The organism is Microvirga sp. P5_D2, from assembly GCF_054049475.1.
Window position 1 is genome coordinate 1 of sequence record NZ_JBFUMH010000116.1, and the last position, 17,212, is coordinate 17,212.

Here is a 17,212-nt window from a genome sequence, read left to right on the forward strand (position 1 = left end):
CAGGAACACCGTGCGATCTTCGCCGCAATCCGTGACGGCCAGGCGGCGCAGGCCGAGGCGCTGATGCGCAACCACCTGATCCACTCGCGGGAACGCCTGTTCGGCGGCACGCTGATCAACCTGGGCGGCACCAGATAAGTTCACACCGGCTGGTAGGCCTATCCTGACGGAGTTCCAACAGGCACTGCGACCGGCCTGCCGATAGGCCGGTCGCAACCCGCATGATCATGCGGCTGCCTTAGAGATCAGACCATGCTTCTCCAGGATGTCCGCAATCTTCGCGTCCTGTACAGGATCGGGCAGCAGCGCGGGCTGCCGGCTTGCCCCGACCGAGTTGTCCATGAGGTATAGCGCCCGCTTGACCAGCGCCGGCGGATAACCCAGGGCATAGAGATCCTTGCGAAACGCGCCGAAGCGCTCTTGCAGACGTTCCGCCTCGGCGATATCGCCCTTGTTGAAGGCGGCCACGATCCCGGCCAGCACCCCGGGCATGACATTGCCGAGCCCGGATATGCAGCCGCGGGCGCCGTTTTGCAGCGACCACAGCACCAGGTGGTCCGGTCCGGAATAGACATCGAAACCCGTCATCTCGCGCCCGACCGCCAGATAGGCTTCCAGCGTCTCCTGGCTTCCCCCGGAATCCTTGATCCCGGCGATGTTGCCATGGGCCGCGAGCGTTTTCGCCGTCGCGGGCTCGATATGGTTCTGGGTCCGAGCCGGAATGTCATACAGGTAGACGGGCGTCGTCACCTTGTCGGCGACCGTCGAGAAATGGCGGATCAGGCCGTCCTGCGTGCAGGCGATGAAGAACGGGGTGATGACCGCGATGCCATCGACGCCGATGTCCTGAAAGGCGCGGGCAAGCAGCACCGTCTCGTAAGTAGCCGGCATGCCGGCGTTGACGATGACGCGGGCCCGGCCGCCGACTTCGTCCACCACTTCCCGGGTCAGCCGGACCTTTTCCTCGAAGGTCAGCGCAGTGAAGTCGCCGTTCGTCCCGGCACACATGATGTTGTTGCCTGCCTCGACTTGGCGGCGCACCTGGGCGCGTGTCGCATCATAGTTGATCGTCTCGTCGTCGTTGAAGCAGGTGACGAGCGCGACGAAAGCTTCCTTGGCCATTGTCGTGTTCTCCATGTTCGGCAACGCCTCAATAGGCGGCTTCGTAGATGTCCAGGATGTCGGCCTCCCGCAGGTCGACCGGATTAAAGTCGAGAAGCCGCCGGATCTGGTGGGCTTCGCTGGCGCAGGCCGGCAGGTCGTCGCGCGGAATGCCGTGGCTGTGCAGCCCCATGTCGAGGCCCAATCCGGTGCAGAACGCGTTCGCGCCGCCGAACACCGCCTGTCGGCTCTCGCAGGTGAAGCCGAGTGCTTCGCCGACCAGCGCGGTCTTCTCCGGCACGGCACGGGCATTCGCCGCGAGCACGTGCGGGAAGATCAATGCGTTGGCGATGCCATGCGCCAACTTGTGCCGGGTCCCGAGCGGATAGGCGAGCGCATGGCCCGCCGTCGTGTTGACGGGGCCGAGGCAGATGCCGCCGTAGAAGGCCGCCAAGGCCAGCCCGGCACGGGCCTCGAGGTCGCCCCCATCCTCCACCGCACGCTTGAGGTAGCGCCCGACGAGTTGGATGCCGCGCAGGGCGTAGTCGTCGATGATCGGATGGGCGCGCTTGCTCGTGAAGGCCTCGACGCAATGGGCCATGGCGTCGACGCCGGTCGCGGCCGTCACCATGGGCGGGACCGACACGGTCAGCGCCGGGTCAATGATGGCGATGTCGGCCAGCATCTCGACGCTCTCCGTCGCGATCTTGTTCATGGTCTCCGGGTCCGTGATCAGGGCCCGGGTCCCGACCTCGCTTCCGGTGCCCGCCGTCGTCGGGATCTGGATCAGCTTGACGGTGCGCTTGGGTGCTCTGTTCGGGCCGGAGACATCGCGCAGGCCCTTGTCGCTGCTCACCAGGACCGCGACCAGCTTCGCCAAGTCCATGGCGCTGCCGCCGCCGAAGCCGACGATGGCGTCGGCGCCCATCGCCTTGGCCGCCGCGACCGCAGCCTCCAGGTTCGGCAGGTCCGGTTCCGGCTTGACGTCGCCGAACACGCCCGGATCGGCCAAGCCGAGCACGTCGAGGCGCGCCGCGTTGATCCTATCCGCAACGACGAAGCAGCGCCGCACGCCAACGTCGGCGACCCACGCCGCGAGCGTCGCGATCTGCCCGATACCGAAGCGGACGATCGGTGGACGCTGCATTTCCAAGGCTTGCTCAAGTCCTGGCATTGGTTATCTCCTCAGTTCCAGAATGCGTGTGCGAGAGCCGACACCGCATCGGCGAATGACGGCGGTCATACAGCGACCGCCTGCTCGGCAATCCGGCGCGCCCTTTGAACGTCCGGGTCGGGATCGAGGCCCGCCGCCAGAAGCCGGCGCGTGTAGGATTCGCGCGGGCTCTCGAAGATCTCGCGCACGGTCCCCTGCTCGACGACGCGTCCCTTCTCCATCACCATCACGTGGTCGGCGAAGTCGCGGACGACCGGTAGGTCGTGGGCGATGAAGATGAAGGCAATGCCGAGCTCGCGCTTCAGCTTGTCGAGCAGTGCGATGACCTGCGCCTGGATGGACACGTCGAGCGCCGAGACCGCCTCGTCGGCAATGATCATCTCGGGCTCCAGGGCGAGGGCCCGCGCAATCGCGATCCGCTGGCGCTGGCCACCGGAAAACTGGTGCGGATAACGTGCGGCGTGTTCGGGTTGCAGACCCACCTGCACGAGCAGCTCGGCCACGCGCTCACGCCATCGCGCTTTGGGAAGGATCTCCGGATGGATGACCCACGCCTCCGAGATGATCTGGTAGATCGACATGCGGGGATTGAGCGACTGCGTCGGATCCTGGAACACCATCTGGATCTTGCGGCGCATCGCGTAGAGCTCCCGCGACGGCATGGTGAACAGGTCCTTGCCCTTCCACAGCGCCTTGCCGGAATCGGCCTCGATCAGCCTGAGGATGGCCTTGGCGACCGTCGACTTGCCTGATCCGCTCTCGCCGACGACGGCCAGGGTTTCGCCCTTCATCAGCTCAAACGACACGTTCTTCAAGGCGTGGTAATCGCCGTAGGTCTTGCAGGCGTCCTCGACCTTGAGAATGGGCGTCCCGCCCCTGCCAGGTGCCTTCATCTCGCCGCGCCCCGGTGCGGCGGCAATCAGCTTGCGCGTGTAGGGATGCTTGGCGTGATGATAGATCTCGCTTGGGGTTCCGGCCTCGACGATCTCGCCGGCATTCATGACTACCACCCGGTCGGCGACATCGGCGACCACGCCGAGATCATGCGTGATGAGGAGCACGCCCATGCCCATCTCAGCCTGGAGTTCCTCGAGCAGCTTGAGCACCTCCGCCTGAACCGTCACGTCAAGTGCCGTGGTCGGCTCGTCGGCGATCACGATGTCGGGCTTGTTGGCGAGGGCCATCGCGATCATGATGCGCTGCCGTTGGCCGCCCGAGAACTCGTGCGGATACTTGTCCATCGACGCTTCCGGCTCCGGAATCCCGACCCGGCGCATCAGCTCGAGGGCACGCGAGGCGGCCTCCGGTGCCGCGACGCCATGGACGCGCATGATCTCGCGCAACTGCCAGCCGACGGTGTAGACCGGGTTGAGATGGCTCAGCGGGTCCTGGAACACCATGGCGATGCGCTTGCCGTTGATCGCCCGGCGCTCCGCGGCAGGCAACGTCAGCAGGTTACGTCCATCGAACAGGATCTCCCCTGACGTGATCTCGGCCGGCGGCATGTCGAGCAGGTTCATGATGGTCGAGGCGGATACCGACTTGCCCGAACCGCTCTCGCCGAGAATGGCCAGGGTCTCGCCACGGTCCAGGTGCCAGCTTATCCCCCGAACCGCATCGACGATGCCGGCGGCGGTGTGGAACCGAACGGAGAGGTTCTTGACCTCGAGCAGGTGACGGTCAGCCATTCTTGCGTCCTCCGATTTCAAGCCGCCAGCGCTGGGCGGGATCGAGCGCGATGCGAAGCCAGCCCGACAGAAGGTTCAGCGACAGCGTGGTCAGGATGATTGCGAGGCCGGGCCAGAAGGCGAGCCACCAGGCATTGGCCAGATACTGCCTGCCCTGTGCGACCATCAGGCCCCAGGTGATTTCCGGGGGTTGGATGCCGATGCCGAGGAAGGATAGTGCGCTCTCGGCGAGCATGACGAAGGCAAAGTCGAGCGTCGCGATCGTGACCAGCGTCGGGACAATCATCGGCAGGATGTGCCGGAAGACGATCCGCCTGGACGATGCCCCCATCACCTGCGCCGCCTGCACGAACATCCGCTCGCGGATCTCCAGCGCCTCGGCCCGGGTCGTCCGCAGGTAGATCGGGATGCGCGTGATTGCCAGCACGAGGATCAGGTTCGCGACCGACGGCTTCAACATGTAGAGCACGATGACCGCCAGCAGCAGTGACGGGAACGACATGATCACGTCGGCAATGCGCATGATCAAGGTGCTTGCCCAATTGGGCCCGTAGCCGGCGATGAGCCCGAGGATCGCGCCGAGGATAGAGGACAGGACGACGGCGCCGGCTGCGATCGCAAGGGTGTTCTGGGCGGCGACGACGATGCGGGCCAGCAGGGGCCGTCCGAGCGCATCGGCGCCGAGGACGAAGAGCCAGCCCTGCTGCAGCGAGAAGGGCGGCGCGTTGCGGCCGCGCAGGTTCTGCCTGACGGCGGCATCGCCAAGCCATGCCGGGCCAAAGATGGCACAGAGGATCACCAGCAGCAGGAAGATCACCGCAGCGGTGGCGAACTTGTCGCGCCACAGCATGCCGAGGACAATGCTTACGCGGCTGCGCTGGGGCGCTGGGACCGCATTCACGGGGGTTGGGGTTGCGACGGCCATGGGTCAGGTCCTGATACGGGGATCGAGCAGAGCGTAGGCCAGGTCGATCAGCAGGTTCATGATGAAGATCGCCAGCGCGGTGACCAGGATCGCGGCAAGGATCACGTTGAAGTCGCGCGTCAGGATCGAGTCGATCATCAGCTTGCCGACGCCCGGGAAGCCGAAGATGGTTTCGACTACGACGGCGCCGTTGAGCATCGCCGCCGCTTGGTCGCCGATAACCGTGATGACGGGCAGCATCGCATTGCGCAGCGTATGGACGAAGATGATCGACCGGTTGCCGACACCCTTGGCACGGGCCGTCTTGACATAGGCGGATCCGAAGGCCTGGATCATCGAGCCACGGACGACCTGGAGGAGGAGGCCGAACGGCCGGATGAACAGCACCGCGATCGGGAGGATCCAGTGCCACACCGTGCCCGTACCAGACGTCGGAAGCCACCCGAGGCCGATGGCGAAGACGGTGATGCCGACGACGGCGATCCAGAAATCGGGCGCCGAAGCGCCGATCAGGGAAATCAGCGAGACCAATCGATCGAAGATGCCGCCGGGCCGGAAGGCGGCCAGCGAGCCGATGACGATGGCGGCGATCGAGACCAGAACGATCGTGGTGATCGCCAGCCAGAGTGTCCAGACGAAGGCTTGGAGAACGATGTCGATGGCCGGGCGCGCCTGACGCAGGCTGTCACCGAAGTCGAGGTGCAGCACATCCCAGACGTAGCGGCCGAACTGCACGATGATGGGATCATTGAGCCCGTGCAGTTCGCGGAACTGGTTGAGCATTTCCGGCGTGGCATCGACCGGAAGGAAAAGAGCTGCCGGGTCACCTGTCAGGCGGGACAGGAAGAAGACCAGGACGAGCAGGAGTGCGAGCGAGAAGAAGCTCGATATGATGCGCGAAGCGTATTGGGGCACGGCTTTCCTCCACGGTAGGCGACATCCGGCGGCGAGTGCGGGAGGCAGTACCGCCTCCCGCGATCGCCTCACTTGAAGGTGATGTCCGCGAGCTCGAGCTGGGAGTTGGTCGCAATCGTTGGGGTGAATGCGATCCGCTTGCCGACCCGGGYGAAGTTGACCATATGGAAGAGCAGGACGTCGGCGACCACGTCGTCATGGACATAGGCGATCAGGTCCGACCACAGCTTGGCCCGCTCCGGCCCGGTCGCAGCCGTAGCCTTGGCGATCAGCTCATCAGCCTTCGGGTCCGAGATCCCCGACTGGCGGCCCTTGCTGTCATACTTGAAGTACATCGAGAACACCGGGTCACCGCGCGAGTTGTCGTGCTGGACCACGAGCATCTGCGGCGGCCGGCCCTCCTTGAACGGCTTGCTGTAGAGCTGTTCGATCTGGGCAACCTCGAGCATCTGGACATCGACGTTGAACCCGACATCCTGCAACATCTGCTGGATCGCCTCGACCACCTCGACGACGCCGGGGAAGAGGTTGGACCGCCCGATCAAGTAGAGCTTGGTATCAACCGGCACACCGTCGGCCTTGGCGGCCGCGAGCAGCTTCTTGGCCTTGTCGGGATCAAAGGGGAACGGCTTGACGTTGGGATTCCAGCCGAGCGTCGTCGGCGGCACGATGGCGGCTGCCTCGACGGTCCCCTTCGGCAGCAGGGATCCGATGAAGGCGCCGCGGTCGATAGCGAGATTGAGCGCCTCACGGACTCGCTTGTCGGTGATGGGCGCCACGGCGCTGTCGATGCGAAGGTACAGGGTCTCGGAGTTCAGGTACGAGACGTCGCTTTTGGCATCGGTTGCATCGGCGGCAGAGATCGACGGGGCCAGATCGGCCTCGCCCTTGGTCACCATCGCGGCGGCAACGGCGGGGTCGGAACGGAACACATAGGTGGCCTTCTTCACCGCGGGTGCTTGGCCCCAATAGTCGCTGCGTGCTTCTAGGGTGATGTTCTGGCCCTGGTTCCACTGGGTGAGCTTGTAGGGGCCGGTGCCGACCGGGTCACGGACGAAGGCCAAAGGCGTCTCGGCAGGCACGATCGTGACGATCGACATGAGCAGCGGCAGGATCGGCTGCGGCGGAGTGGCTGTGACGTCGATCGTATTGTCATCGACGACGTTCAGGCTGAGCTTGGTATCGCCGAAGTAGCGTGAAGACTCGCAAGTGATCTTGTCGCTCAGCATGCGCTCGACCGAGTGCTTGACGTCGTTGGCATCGAAGGCCGTCCCGTTGGAGAACTTCACGCCCTTGCGAAGGTTAAAGCGCCAAGTGCCATTGCCCTGGTCGGTCCAGGATTCGGCCAGCCGGGGCAGCACGCCCTTGCCGCCTTTCACGTCGTATTGGGTCAGCGTCTCGTTGACGTTCTGCAAGATGACCCGGCCGATATTCGACCGCGTAGCCATGCATGGCTCGACCAGATCAAGGTCCTCGCCGAGGACAACAGTCACCTCACCGGCCTTCTGGGCGTAAGCGGACGCCAGCGGCAGAGCCGTCAGCGCAGCGGTAAGCAGCAGAGTTGAACGGATCATTTCCTACCTCCCTATGTCGCCCCGCGACCAGACCCACAGCCCTTTTGTGGGCCTTGTGACGGGGTAGCCTTTGTTGCGTGTAATATTGCCGCCGTTTTACAAGTTGTCAACATATTATTTCCAGACGGATCGTTTCGATGCACATGCCAAGACTATTCATCTTCGCGTAATGCAATTTATTCAATTTTACCAATGCTTTGTAAGCGCGGCGGTAAATTTAGGAGGGCAATTTATCAACTTGACAAGCTTGCAAAACTGGTTCATTTCGATGCCACATTCGCAATGGGAGGACACCGTGACGCCAGACAACATTGCAGAGCACATGACCGGTCGCTTGGAAAAGATCGGGCCCGACCGTGGGGAGGCGTTCCTGCCTTCGCCGGTGATCCACAATCACGCGTCGTTCCTTCAATGGCTGCCGGATGGCTCGCTGGCCTGTGCCTGGTTTGCCGGCACGCTGGAAGGCCGACCCGACATCTTCATCCGCATGTCCACGCTGGCACCCGGGGCCACGCAATGGAGCGCCGCGGACCAGGTCTCGGACGACGAGACGCGCTCGGAGCAGAACCCCGTCATCTTCATCGACCCGCAGTCAGGCTCGATCGGCTTGTTCCACACGGCCCAGCCAGGCGGGCGCCAGGAGGAGTGCGTTGTCCGCTTTCGCCCGATCGAGCGAACGGCTGCCGACGTACATTCCGGTCCGCCACGTACCCTCGATCTGCCCAAGGGCAGCTTCGTGCGCGGATCCCTAATCGTCCGTGATGACGGGGCGTGGATGCTTCCGCTCTTCCTATGCAAGGTTCTGCCCGGCACACGCTGGACCGGCAGCCATGACATCGCAGCCGTTGCCGTCAGCCAGGATCGCGGCGAGAGCTGGTCCCTCCTGGACGTGCCGAACTCGACCGGCTGTGTCCACATGACCATCGTGCCGCTCGGCGGGGCCAGCATGGCCGCTTTCTTCAGGCGGCGGCAGGCGGACTTCGTCTACCGGACGGAAAGCACCGACGGCGGACGCAGTTGGTCAACGCCCGAGCCGACGGACGTGCCGAACAACAACTCCTCGATCGTCGCCATCCGGCTCGCCGATGGGCGTGTAGCGCTGCTGTGCAACCCGGTTTCCGCAACGGATTCGCCTGCCCGGCGCGAGTCGCTCTATGACGAGCTCGGCGAGGAAGACGATGGACGCTCAGATCCCGCTGGAGGGGTTGCAGCCATTTGGGGCGTGCCGCGCGCTCCCCTTACCCTCTGCGTATCGACCGACGGCGGCAAGACCTTCCCGCAACGGCGGATCGTCGACGATGGGCCGGGAACGTGCCTTTCGAACAACCCGCTCGATGGCCGGAACCAGGAGCTGTCGTACCCAGCGATGGTGCAGGGACCGGACGGTGCGCTGCATCTCGCATACACCTTCCATCGACGCGCCATCAAATACGTCCGCCTGGCACCGGACTGGGTCGATCGGCACTGAAATCGCGAAAGTGTGCATCGCGCATTCGACCTAAACCGATGTGGCGATCGGTGCACCGGTTCTCGTGCGGGTTGAACGCTCGCCTTCGCATAAGGGCAACCTCCGCCTGATCCAGGCTCTAGAACGAGACCTGGATCAGCCAATAGTCCGAGAGCCTGTGCGGGCATGAGCCGCCAATACACAATTTTGCGTTCGCCCAGTATGTGGCCTGCCATTATGTCCTGGGCGTGCAAGTCAACGACATCACTGCTGATGAAAAGGATCCCACTGCGCGCGTCGGAAGGACCGCTGTGGGTCAAAGTGTAACGTAGAGCGGATCAAATGAAGGTCCGCTCAGCGCGCAACCGCACAACTTGGGGTAAGGTCATCCCAGTGCCAAACTAGGAAATCCCCTGGCCTTTAAGGATGTCCGGTGTTCCCTGCTTGAGCAGACCTTTAGCCCACTTCCGGATCGACGCATGGGAGAAATTCAATCGCAGCACCTACCAACTCACCTCCCCCATGCCTGAAAGATTGTGGGAGATATCGCGGCTGATGCTGCGAGCGTGCCGGAGAGGCGCAGCAGAAGGTTGCCTGCCAGCCAACCACGGTGAACTGTGAGACAATAAAGTGATGCACCTTAGGAGGCTGTCATGGCTGAGTATGTCTGGCACCACGATCTGAAGGGCGAAGCGGCGCGGCTGCGGCTGATGTCGGACCTGCTCGACCCATCAAGCGAGTTTCATTTATTGCAGACAGGTGTTGGCATGGGTTGGCGTTGCCTGGAGATCGGCGCCGGCAACGGCTCGCTGTCGCAGTGGCTCGCGCAGCGCGTCGGTCCCGCCGGGCATGTCATCGCCAGTGACATCCGCACCGATCTGATGGAAGGAATTGCACGCAGCAATCTGGAAGTGCGCAAGTTTGATGTCGTACGCGACGAGCCATCTGATGCACCGTACGACCTCATCGCAATCCGGGCGCTCCTGCACCATCTACCCGAACGCCGCGCGGTTGTGGGCAAGGTTGCGCACTGGCTCAGACCGGGTGGTCATCTTTTCATTCAGGAGCCCGACTTCTATCCGACATGGACTGTCGGGCCGCCCACCCAGAAACATTTCTGGACGCAATTCATTCAATGGGCGGCAGCCCACAAGATTGACTATTACGTTGGGCGCAAGATTCCCGCGTGGCTGCAAGCAGAGGGCTTGCTGAATATCAACTCCGAAGGGCATGCCATTCTCTATAACGGCGCTTCGAAATTTGCGGAATGGTGGAATTATGGGATCYGCGAAGTMGCCGACAAGCTGCAAGCCGAAGGCGGCATATCACAAGCAACACTCGACGAGTTCTTTGCCTTGTATCGCGACCCAACTTACTGGACGACAACAATCGCGTTCACAGCAACAACCGCACAGCGCCAAACCGAGCTTGATTGAGCTGAAACTCGGGTGGAGCAATGCCCGCTCCGGACCAGTCTCTGAAGATCTCCTGCCCTTCACAAAGGACTGCTTAGGCTTGGTGAGCGGACCAAAGCGTTACTTCGGCAATGTGCCAAAAGGCAACATTTAGGCTTGCGCGRCCGCGTTTCAGGCTTACTGCTTTCCTGCAATGCCTGTTCAAGCGCCAATGATGTGCCCGACGGGCTTCAACGACTCGATACGGTCCGCAACGATCTTCATCATGGCCAGTAGCGGCACTGCGAGCAAAGCGCCGGGAATGCCCCAGAGCGTGTGCCAGAAGAAAAGTGAGATGATCACCAGCACCGGATTGAGCGTGAACCGCTTGGCCAGAAGCATCGGCGTGATTGTTTCGCCTTCCGCAACGTGGATGAGGAGATAGATCCCGGCGGGGATCAGTGCGTACCAGGGCCAGCCGAAGCTCAGGACGCCTGCGACGAAGAAAATCACGAGGCCTGCCATCGGACCGAGGATCGGGATGTAGTTCAGCAGGAACGCGGTGGCACCCCACAGAAGCGGCGTGCCAAGCCCACAGGCCCACATGGCCAGCCCTGTGGCCACGCCAACAAGGGTGTTCATCATCGTGATCGTCAGAAGATAGCCCGTGATATTCTCCTGGATCTCGGTTGCGATCTCGACCGCCTGCCGCTTGTCGGAAAAGCGTGGCAATACCTCTACAAAGCCCCGCAACAGGCGATCCCCTGAGGCGAGTAGAAAGAAGAGCACGATCATGGTGGTGAAAAAGCGGGACAGCATCGTCGCCGTACCGCTGGCCAGCGACCCACCGAAACCTGAAGCTTGCTTGACCGTAATGGTTTGAGCGCCCCCATCCGGACTGGCCGCACTGGTGACGTTTTCCAGCTCCTTCAATCCTTGCTGGAGGAAGTCGAGCGGCGGACGCAGCACTGCCAGCTTCTCCTTGAGGAGAGGAAGGCTCTCAGGCGCACGCTGGATCCAGCCGGAGGCCGGCAGCGAGACCGCAAAGCCAATGGTCGCAATGGCGCCGAAGACAACAAGGATCAGGAGCAGGGCTGACAGCGCTTGGGGTACGTGCAGCCGCTCGTGCAACAGACGCATCGCAGGCTGAAGCAGGAGCTTCAGCACAACGGCCAGCATGATTGGAAGGATGATCTCTTTGCCAAGGTAAAGCGTGTACACCACGGCCAATACGCTGAGCACGAGGAGGCCGACCGAGCGGACGCCCTTGGGCACAGCCTCACCAGTGGCCACGGCGTCCTGTGCTTCACGGGTTTTTTGCGCTTCAGCCTGCGCGTTGGCTTGCGACGGAGCGACGGTCCGTTGTTCCCGTGCCACTCTCACCCTCCTCACGTGCCAGAAGGGCCAACTCTCACCGGAACGGAAGGTTGCTGGATGTCCGCTTTCCCGGGCCCGCCGCTTCGAGGYGGAACTGGGCATGGGCCTGCGCTCCCGGCGGCGGCTGCGGCTGTTCAAGGCGATTGAACTCTCAGGGCGGCCTGGACGTGAGCCGAACGGCCATGGAGCTCGGCTACGGCTCCACGTCGGCCCTCGTGTACGTATTCCGAGTTAAGATGGGGGCGGCCCTGGCCTACATGCGCGGACGCGGGGCGGATGGTTCGAACGACTGCAATGAGTCAAAAACGGCCTTTAAGCGTGGCCGTGTAAAGGTCCGCTTGTCGCGCTTTTGCAGAAGTTCAGCCTACTTCCGGAACGTGCCAGGAACAGACCTTTGCCGATCCATGGCGGCGAGAGCCTCAGGGCTAACAGTTAAATCTCCAACGGAGGGCCGAATGTTATCCTGATTTCCGAGCGCATTGTTCGTAGAGCCGCATACATTGTTTGCACGTCACCAAGGCCGCCATCTCCTCCGATGTGGAACTGGGCAGTATCACCCCAGTTATCTCTCAACGAGAAGGCGCATTGGCCTGCAAGCACTTGGACCGCCATGGCCATGATTGCTGACACCCGAGCTGATGGAACGAGAGTCGGAATACCTACGCCGGCGGTGGTTCTCGGTGCCCTGGGGGTTGTGTTCGGCGACATCGGCACCAGCCCCCTTTACGCCTTGAGAGAGGCTGCCATCGCCGCTGACCACGGCACCCTGTCCGTAGCCACCGTGCTGGGGGTACTGTCCCTGATCCTGTGGTCGCTAGTTGTCGTCATTTCGATTAAGTACTGCCTGTTCATCCTCCGGGCCGACAATCGCGGCGAGGGAGGAATCATCGCCCTCCTCGCACTTCTAGGCGTTCGACGCATCCAGCCCGGCTCCTGGCGGATATACCTTGCCGTCTTCGGTCTCATCGGAACAGCGCTGCTGTACGCTGACGGCACCATCACGCCGGCGATCTCAGTCCTGAGCGCAATCGAAGGTCTCTCGATCGATGACGCCCGGTTCCAGCCTTATGTGCTGCCAATCACGATGGCTATTCTGGTGACGCTGTTTTCGGTTCAGCGCATGGGCACCGGCCAGATCGGCCGGATCTTCGGCCCGTTTATGCTTGTGTGGTTCGGGGTACTGGGGTTGCTCGGGCTCGGCAGCCTCCTGGCGGCTCCGGGTGTGCTTGTTGCAATCAATCCGTACTACGCGCTCAGCTTCCTGATCCATACGGATGTCGAGGTGACGCTCGGGGTGCTGGCCGCCGTCTTTCTCACCGTCACCGGCGGAGAGGCGCTGTATGCGGACTTGGGCCATTTCGGCCCTGCCCCGATCCGCACTGCATGGTTCACCATTGCCCTGCCTGCACTGGTGCTGAACTACCTCGGACAAGGCGCTCTGCTCCTCACCGATCCGGTTGCCATCGAGAGTCCGTTCTATCATCTCGCTCCGGACTGGGCTCACTATCCCCTCGTCGTGCTCGCCACCCTGGCGACAGTCATCGCCTCGCAGGCTGTCATCACCGGAGCCTTCTCCCTAACCCAGCAGGCGATCCAGCTTGGCTTCCTGCCCCGGATGCGGGTGATTCATACCTCGAGCCACGAACGTGGCCACGTCTATGTGCCGCTCGTGAACTGGGCTCTGGCGACGCTGACCTTCATTGCCGTCCTGGGCTTTGGGTCGTCCAGTCGGCTGGCTGGCGCCTATGGCCTGGCAGTGTCGCTCGACATGGTGATCACAACCATCTTGGCGACCTATGTGGCGCTGCACTGGGGCCACAAGCCCGTTCTTGTTTATGTGCTGAACGGATGCCTGCTTCTCGTCGACTTGGTCTTCTTTGCGGCGAACACCACCAAGCTGCTGGAGGGGGGCTGGTTCCCGCTGCTGATTGCGTCAACGGCTGCCTTCATGATGCTGACGTGGCGCAAGGGGCAGCAGCTCGTCAAACGGGCCCGGACACACCTACGCATGAGCACAGGTGACTTCTTGCAGATGCTCAAAGATCATCCGCCGATCCGCATTCCCGGGACAGCCGTTGTCATGTCAGCTTCCCAGACCGGGATCCCCGGCACCCTGCTGCACCACCTGAAACACAACCGTGTACTACACGAGCAGGTGTTCCTTGTCTCGGTGATGGTAACCGACGAACCGACGGTCACGGCGAAGCATAGAGTTCATCTCGTGCCGATCGGCGATGGTGTTCAGCGCCTCATCCTGCGCCTAGGCTTCACCGAGAAGCCCAATGTGCCGGTAGCTCTGCGCCTTGCAGCACGCGACCATCACCTGATGGATCTCGATCCCGACAACATCACCTACTATGTCGGCCGGCAGACCGTCGTCGCCACACGAGCGCTTCCCGGCATGGCATTCTGGCGGGAAGTGATTTTCGCCATGCTGAACCGCAATGCCGAACTGACGGCGGATTATTTCTGCATCCCGGCCTCGCAGGTCGTCGAGATCGGTAGCTCGATCGAAATCTGACCTGATACGAAGTCAAATTTCACATTTGATTACTGATAGCGGACTCGGCGTTCAGAACCTCTCCCGCGAACGGCACCGCCACGTCGGAGTGTCACCTGTGGGTCACGGATGGCCTTTGAACAAGGCGCTGTAGAGGTCTGCTTGCTCTGTAGGTCCAGATGTTCGGCTGAATTCCCCCTCGTGCCATAGGCGGACATTGGCACTCAGATCTCCAATCGGCCCTCGAAGAGGTAGATATCCTAGGTCGCTCTCGGTCAGGCGTCGTTGCCTATTGCCTATTGCCTATTCTAACTCAGCCACTTTCAACGCTGCCAGGCTCGTCGCAGGCTCGGCATTCCGGAACGGCTTGGTCAGCCGCGGCAAATCTGGGTCGATCCCTTCACTCTCGGCGTAGCAAGCATGCCCGTATCGCGTCGTCGCGTTCTATATCGTTCAGCGTTCCTCGAACTTTATGAGCGACCAGAAGATCGCCGAATCGAACAACAATGTCAGTCTGGTTATCGTCCGACTGGATTGCCTTTTCTTTCGAGAGACTATCGAGGAAGGAAACCGCGCTGTGTCCGATGAAAATCGCCCCAGCTACGCTGGTCGCCAACAAACCCGATATAGAGCCATGGACCCATGCGACTACCGGGGCAGACGAGGCCATGCCGGTTTTCGCGAGCCAATGCAGAACGCCAGAAATTCGAAACTTTCGGGGGACACGGTTGTGGTAGAAGCCCTTCGACCATCGCATCAATCTACGAGGCGGAGAATAGCTGTCTGCAATCCACGACTGCATCAGCCTCTCATTTTTGCTGGTACGCGCCAAGGTAGCCTGCTGATCAAATTACAAGGTAGCAGCTTTTCTTACCTCAAGCTGGCTATTCTCCAAGCGCCCGGTGGTCCAAGCTGAGGGTTTTTCGGAGTATGAACGATGGATCGCGTTCAATGTGTTACAATGATGCAAATTACCCTGTTCGGTCCAGCTTTAGCGCATGATCTTGATCTTGATCGCGACGGTTCGGACGGAGGGCCGAAGGTCCACATAGGCCCATGACGCAAGCTCATCGAGGGCAGCCCTGACGCCCTTTGCAGAAGCATTGGCCGTCAACGCCGCCGGGCTAGGAGAAGCAACGGCGATACCTCCCATAGTCGCCAAGAGCGCGATTCGGCTATCCGCACTCAGGCCTTATGAAGGCCACCCGACTTTTTTCGGTCGGGCGTAATAAAATATTCTCCGTAGGTGATCTTAAGAAATTGACCACGAGTGAAATCTCGGTGGTTTCAGGTCCCCGCAACCAAATCTGAGACAAAGCCCCCGCGGTGAAAACTAGACGGGGGCTTTGTCATGTCTGGAGCCTGTAAAACATATCAACGGGAAAGGGTCGGCAAGGGTGGTGCCTAAATCCTTTCCCAAGCCAATGACTTCACGGAGCGTCGTAGCGCATCGAGAACGCGCACGTTCTTCAGCGCATCCTCGAGATCGTATCTGAGAGGAGCGGCACCACGAACGACGCGACTGAACGTCTCTCCCTGGAGCTGATATTGATCCGCGACGGGGAACTCGACGGCCCGCGCTGAACAGCCGCCATGCACGGCCCCATCATCGAGAAATATGCGGGTCGGCTGGTCAGGCGGGGCATTGAAAGGAATTTCGATCTCGATACGCCCCTTCGTCCCGAGGATTTGGACCCTCTGATAAGGCACGAGTTGCGTCGAAACTGTGAAGGTGAGCTGGCGACCTGCACCGAAATCCAAGAGTGCGCTCATCGTGCGGTCGATTGCCAGGGCGGGATCGGGATCCTCAAGCGCGATGGCACGGGCCGGTTCGGCATCGAAGAAGTAGCGCCCGGCCACCACCGCGTAACAGCCGATATCCAGCAACCCACCTCCACCGATATCCGCCATGTTACGGATGTTGGATGGGTCTGCGTTGAAATAGGAGAAGAGCACTTGGATCGCCCTCACCTCTCCGATGGTTCCCTCCTGAATGAGATTTCGGGCGTGTTGCCATTGCGGATGGTGTCGGACCATGAAAGCTTCGGCGATGAAGACTTTGGATGAGGCCTCCTTGAGTTGCTCCGCCTCCTGAGCCGTGATCGCAATCGGCTTCTCGCATAACACGTGCTTACCAGCACATGCCGCCATGAGTGTCAGTGGGACGTGCAAGTGATTGGGAAGCGGATTATAGATGGCTTCGATATCCGGATCTGCGAGCAACGCCTCGTATGAACCGTAAGCCTTCGGAATTCCGAGTTCTTGAGCCATGGCCTGCGCCGATGCCTCGTTTCGCGAAGCGACGGCGACAATGTCACAAAGCGGACTTTTCATCATTCCCGGAACGACCTTTGTCCTTCCGATCCTGGCCGTGCTCAAGACTCCCCAACGAACCGGCTGCATTTTGTCCTCCCTAGAGTATGTGTCGATGAGCGGCGCAAGCATTCTTGAACTTAACCGTGATGCGACCTGCACTCGCTCGGTTACTCACTGCCTTCGGCTGCGCGGAAAACGAAGAAATCGAAATCCGCCGGTAGAGCGCGCCCCGACAGATCGTGCGCTGCCATTCCAACGAACGCACCGGTAAACGAGCCGTGAGCACCCAGCCCTGCCTCGTCGGACAGAATGCTCGCATCGAGAACAGGACCGACAGGTTTCCAATTTATTCCGTCGGTAGACCACCTAAACTGAAGATCCGCCAGATGCACATCGACGCCGAGATGAACTGGACCATCAGCCGACAGAAGCAGATCGCTGTCGAGAGCATATGTCATCAAGGAATCCGGGTAGTCTCCCAAACATGAGATGACCTGGATCACCCGCCTTCCCTCGTCGTCAGCGGACACGGCGAGATAGTGGAAGCGCGCACGGTCATAATAGCAAATCAGGCCGGCAAGCTGTTGATAGGACTCCGGATTGAAATCCAACACGGTTTCAGCCGAATAGCTCCATTCCGTCTGCCGCCGGGCGACCAGCGCCTGCTCGAACCAACTCCCGACGGACTCGCGCCCGTAAAGCCGGAGATGCCCCGGTTTGGCGCTCAAAGAGAACAACCGCTCCCATTCCGGCGTGCGCAGCCACTGAAACTCGGACGGGAGACTTTCATCGTTGAAATCG

14 protein-coding genes are annotated in these 17,212 nt (G+C 61.4%); 4 read left to right on the forward strand and 10 right to left on the reverse strand.

Features of this window, described 5'->3' with window-relative positions; all coding sequences use genetic code 11:
• On the forward strand, positions 1-138 hold a 138-nt coding region (locus tag ACXJKO_RS22370), incomplete at its 5' end, for an FCD domain-containing protein (protein ID WP_457093291.1).
• Between the two features lie 87 nt (positions 139-225).
• Here ACXJKO_RS22370 and ACXJKO_RS22375 read toward each other — a convergent pair.
• From ACXJKO_RS22375 to ACXJKO_RS22400, 6 genes are all read right to left on the reverse strand, one after another.
• On the reverse strand, positions 226-1,122 hold the full coding sequence (locus ACXJKO_RS22375; protein ID WP_457093278.1) for a dihydrodipicolinate synthase family protein: 897 nt from the start codon (positions 1,120-1,122) through the stop codon (positions 226-228).
• Between the two features lie 28 nt (positions 1,123-1,150).
• On the reverse strand, positions 1,151-2,275 hold the full coding sequence (locus tag ACXJKO_RS22380) for an iron-containing alcohol dehydrogenase (RefSeq protein ID WP_457093279.1): 1,125 nt from the start codon (positions 2,273-2,275) through the stop codon (positions 1,151-1,153).
• Between the two features lie 65 nt (positions 2,276-2,340).
• On the reverse strand, positions 2,341-3,963 hold the full coding sequence (locus ACXJKO_RS22385) for an ABC transporter ATP-binding protein (protein ID WP_457093280.1): 1,623 nt from the start codon (positions 3,961-3,963) through the stop codon (positions 2,341-2,343).
• Positions 3,956-4,888 carry an ABC transporter permease gene (locus ACXJKO_RS22390; protein ID WP_457093281.1) on the reverse strand — a complete coding sequence of 311 codons (933 nt, stop codon included), beginning with the start codon at positions 4,886-4,888 and terminating at the stop codon, positions 3,956-3,958. The genes ACXJKO_RS22385 and ACXJKO_RS22390 overlap by 8 nt, the downstream gene beginning before the upstream one ends.
• A gap of 3 nt (positions 4,889-4,891) precedes the next feature.
• Complete coding sequence (locus tag ACXJKO_RS22395; protein ID WP_457093282.1) at positions 4,892-5,803, reverse strand: ABC transporter permease; 912 nt, start codon at positions 5,801-5,803, stop codon at positions 4,892-4,894.
• A gap of 68 nt (positions 5,804-5,871) precedes the next feature.
• Positions 5,872-7,377, reverse strand: a complete 1,506-nt coding sequence (locus ACXJKO_RS22400; RefSeq protein ID WP_457093283.1) for an ABC transporter substrate-binding protein — start codon at positions 7,375-7,377, stop codon at positions 5,872-5,874.
• 295 nt (positions 7,378-7,672) lie between these two features.
• Between ACXJKO_RS22400 and ACXJKO_RS22405 the strand changes: the two genes are divergently transcribed.
• Together ACXJKO_RS22405 and ACXJKO_RS22410 are read left to right on the forward strand one after the other, a co-directional pair.
• Entirely contained in the window at positions 7,673-8,845 is a 1,173-nt protein-coding gene (locus ACXJKO_RS22405; RefSeq protein WP_457093284.1) for a sialidase family protein, read from the forward strand.
• Positions 8,846-9,477: 632 nt separating this feature from the next.
• A complete protein-coding gene (locus ACXJKO_RS22410) occupies positions 9,478-10,260 on the forward strand; it encodes a class I SAM-dependent methyltransferase (RefSeq protein ID WP_457093285.1) in 783 nt (260 codons plus the stop codon).
• 180 nt (positions 10,261-10,440) lie between these two features.
• Here the strand turns inward: ACXJKO_RS22410 and ACXJKO_RS22415 are convergent, their stop codons facing one another.
• Positions 10,441-11,595, reverse strand: coding sequence for an AI-2E family transporter (locus ACXJKO_RS22415; RefSeq protein WP_457093286.1), 1,155 nt, complete (start codon positions 11,593-11,595; stop codon positions 10,441-10,443).
• Between the two features lie 616 nt (positions 11,596-12,211).
• Here ACXJKO_RS22415 and ACXJKO_RS22420 point away from each other — a divergent pair.
• On the forward strand, positions 12,212-14,116 hold the full coding sequence (locus ACXJKO_RS22420; RefSeq protein ID WP_457093287.1) for a potassium transporter Kup: 1,905 nt from the start codon (positions 12,212-12,214) through the stop codon (positions 14,114-14,116).
• Positions 14,117-14,495: 379 nt separating this feature from the next.
• Here ACXJKO_RS22420 and ACXJKO_RS22425 read toward each other — a convergent pair whose 3' ends face one another.
• The 3 genes from ACXJKO_RS22425 to ACXJKO_RS22435 form a co-directional block, all read right to left on the reverse strand.
• Complete coding sequence (locus ACXJKO_RS22425) at positions 14,496-14,927, reverse strand: hypothetical protein (RefSeq protein ID WP_457093288.1); 432 nt, start codon at positions 14,925-14,927, stop codon at positions 14,496-14,498.
• Positions 14,928-15,499: 572 nt separating this feature from the next.
• Positions 15,500-16,498, reverse strand: a complete 999-nt coding sequence (locus tag ACXJKO_RS22430; RefSeq protein WP_457093289.1) for a Gfo/Idh/MocA family protein — start codon at positions 16,496-16,498, stop codon at positions 15,500-15,502.
• Positions 16,499-16,578: 80 nt separating this feature from the next.
• Positions 16,579-17,212, reverse strand: a 634-nt coding sequence (locus ACXJKO_RS22435; protein WP_457093290.1) for a beta-xylosidase family glycoside hydrolase, incomplete at its 5' end; no start/stop codon positions are given.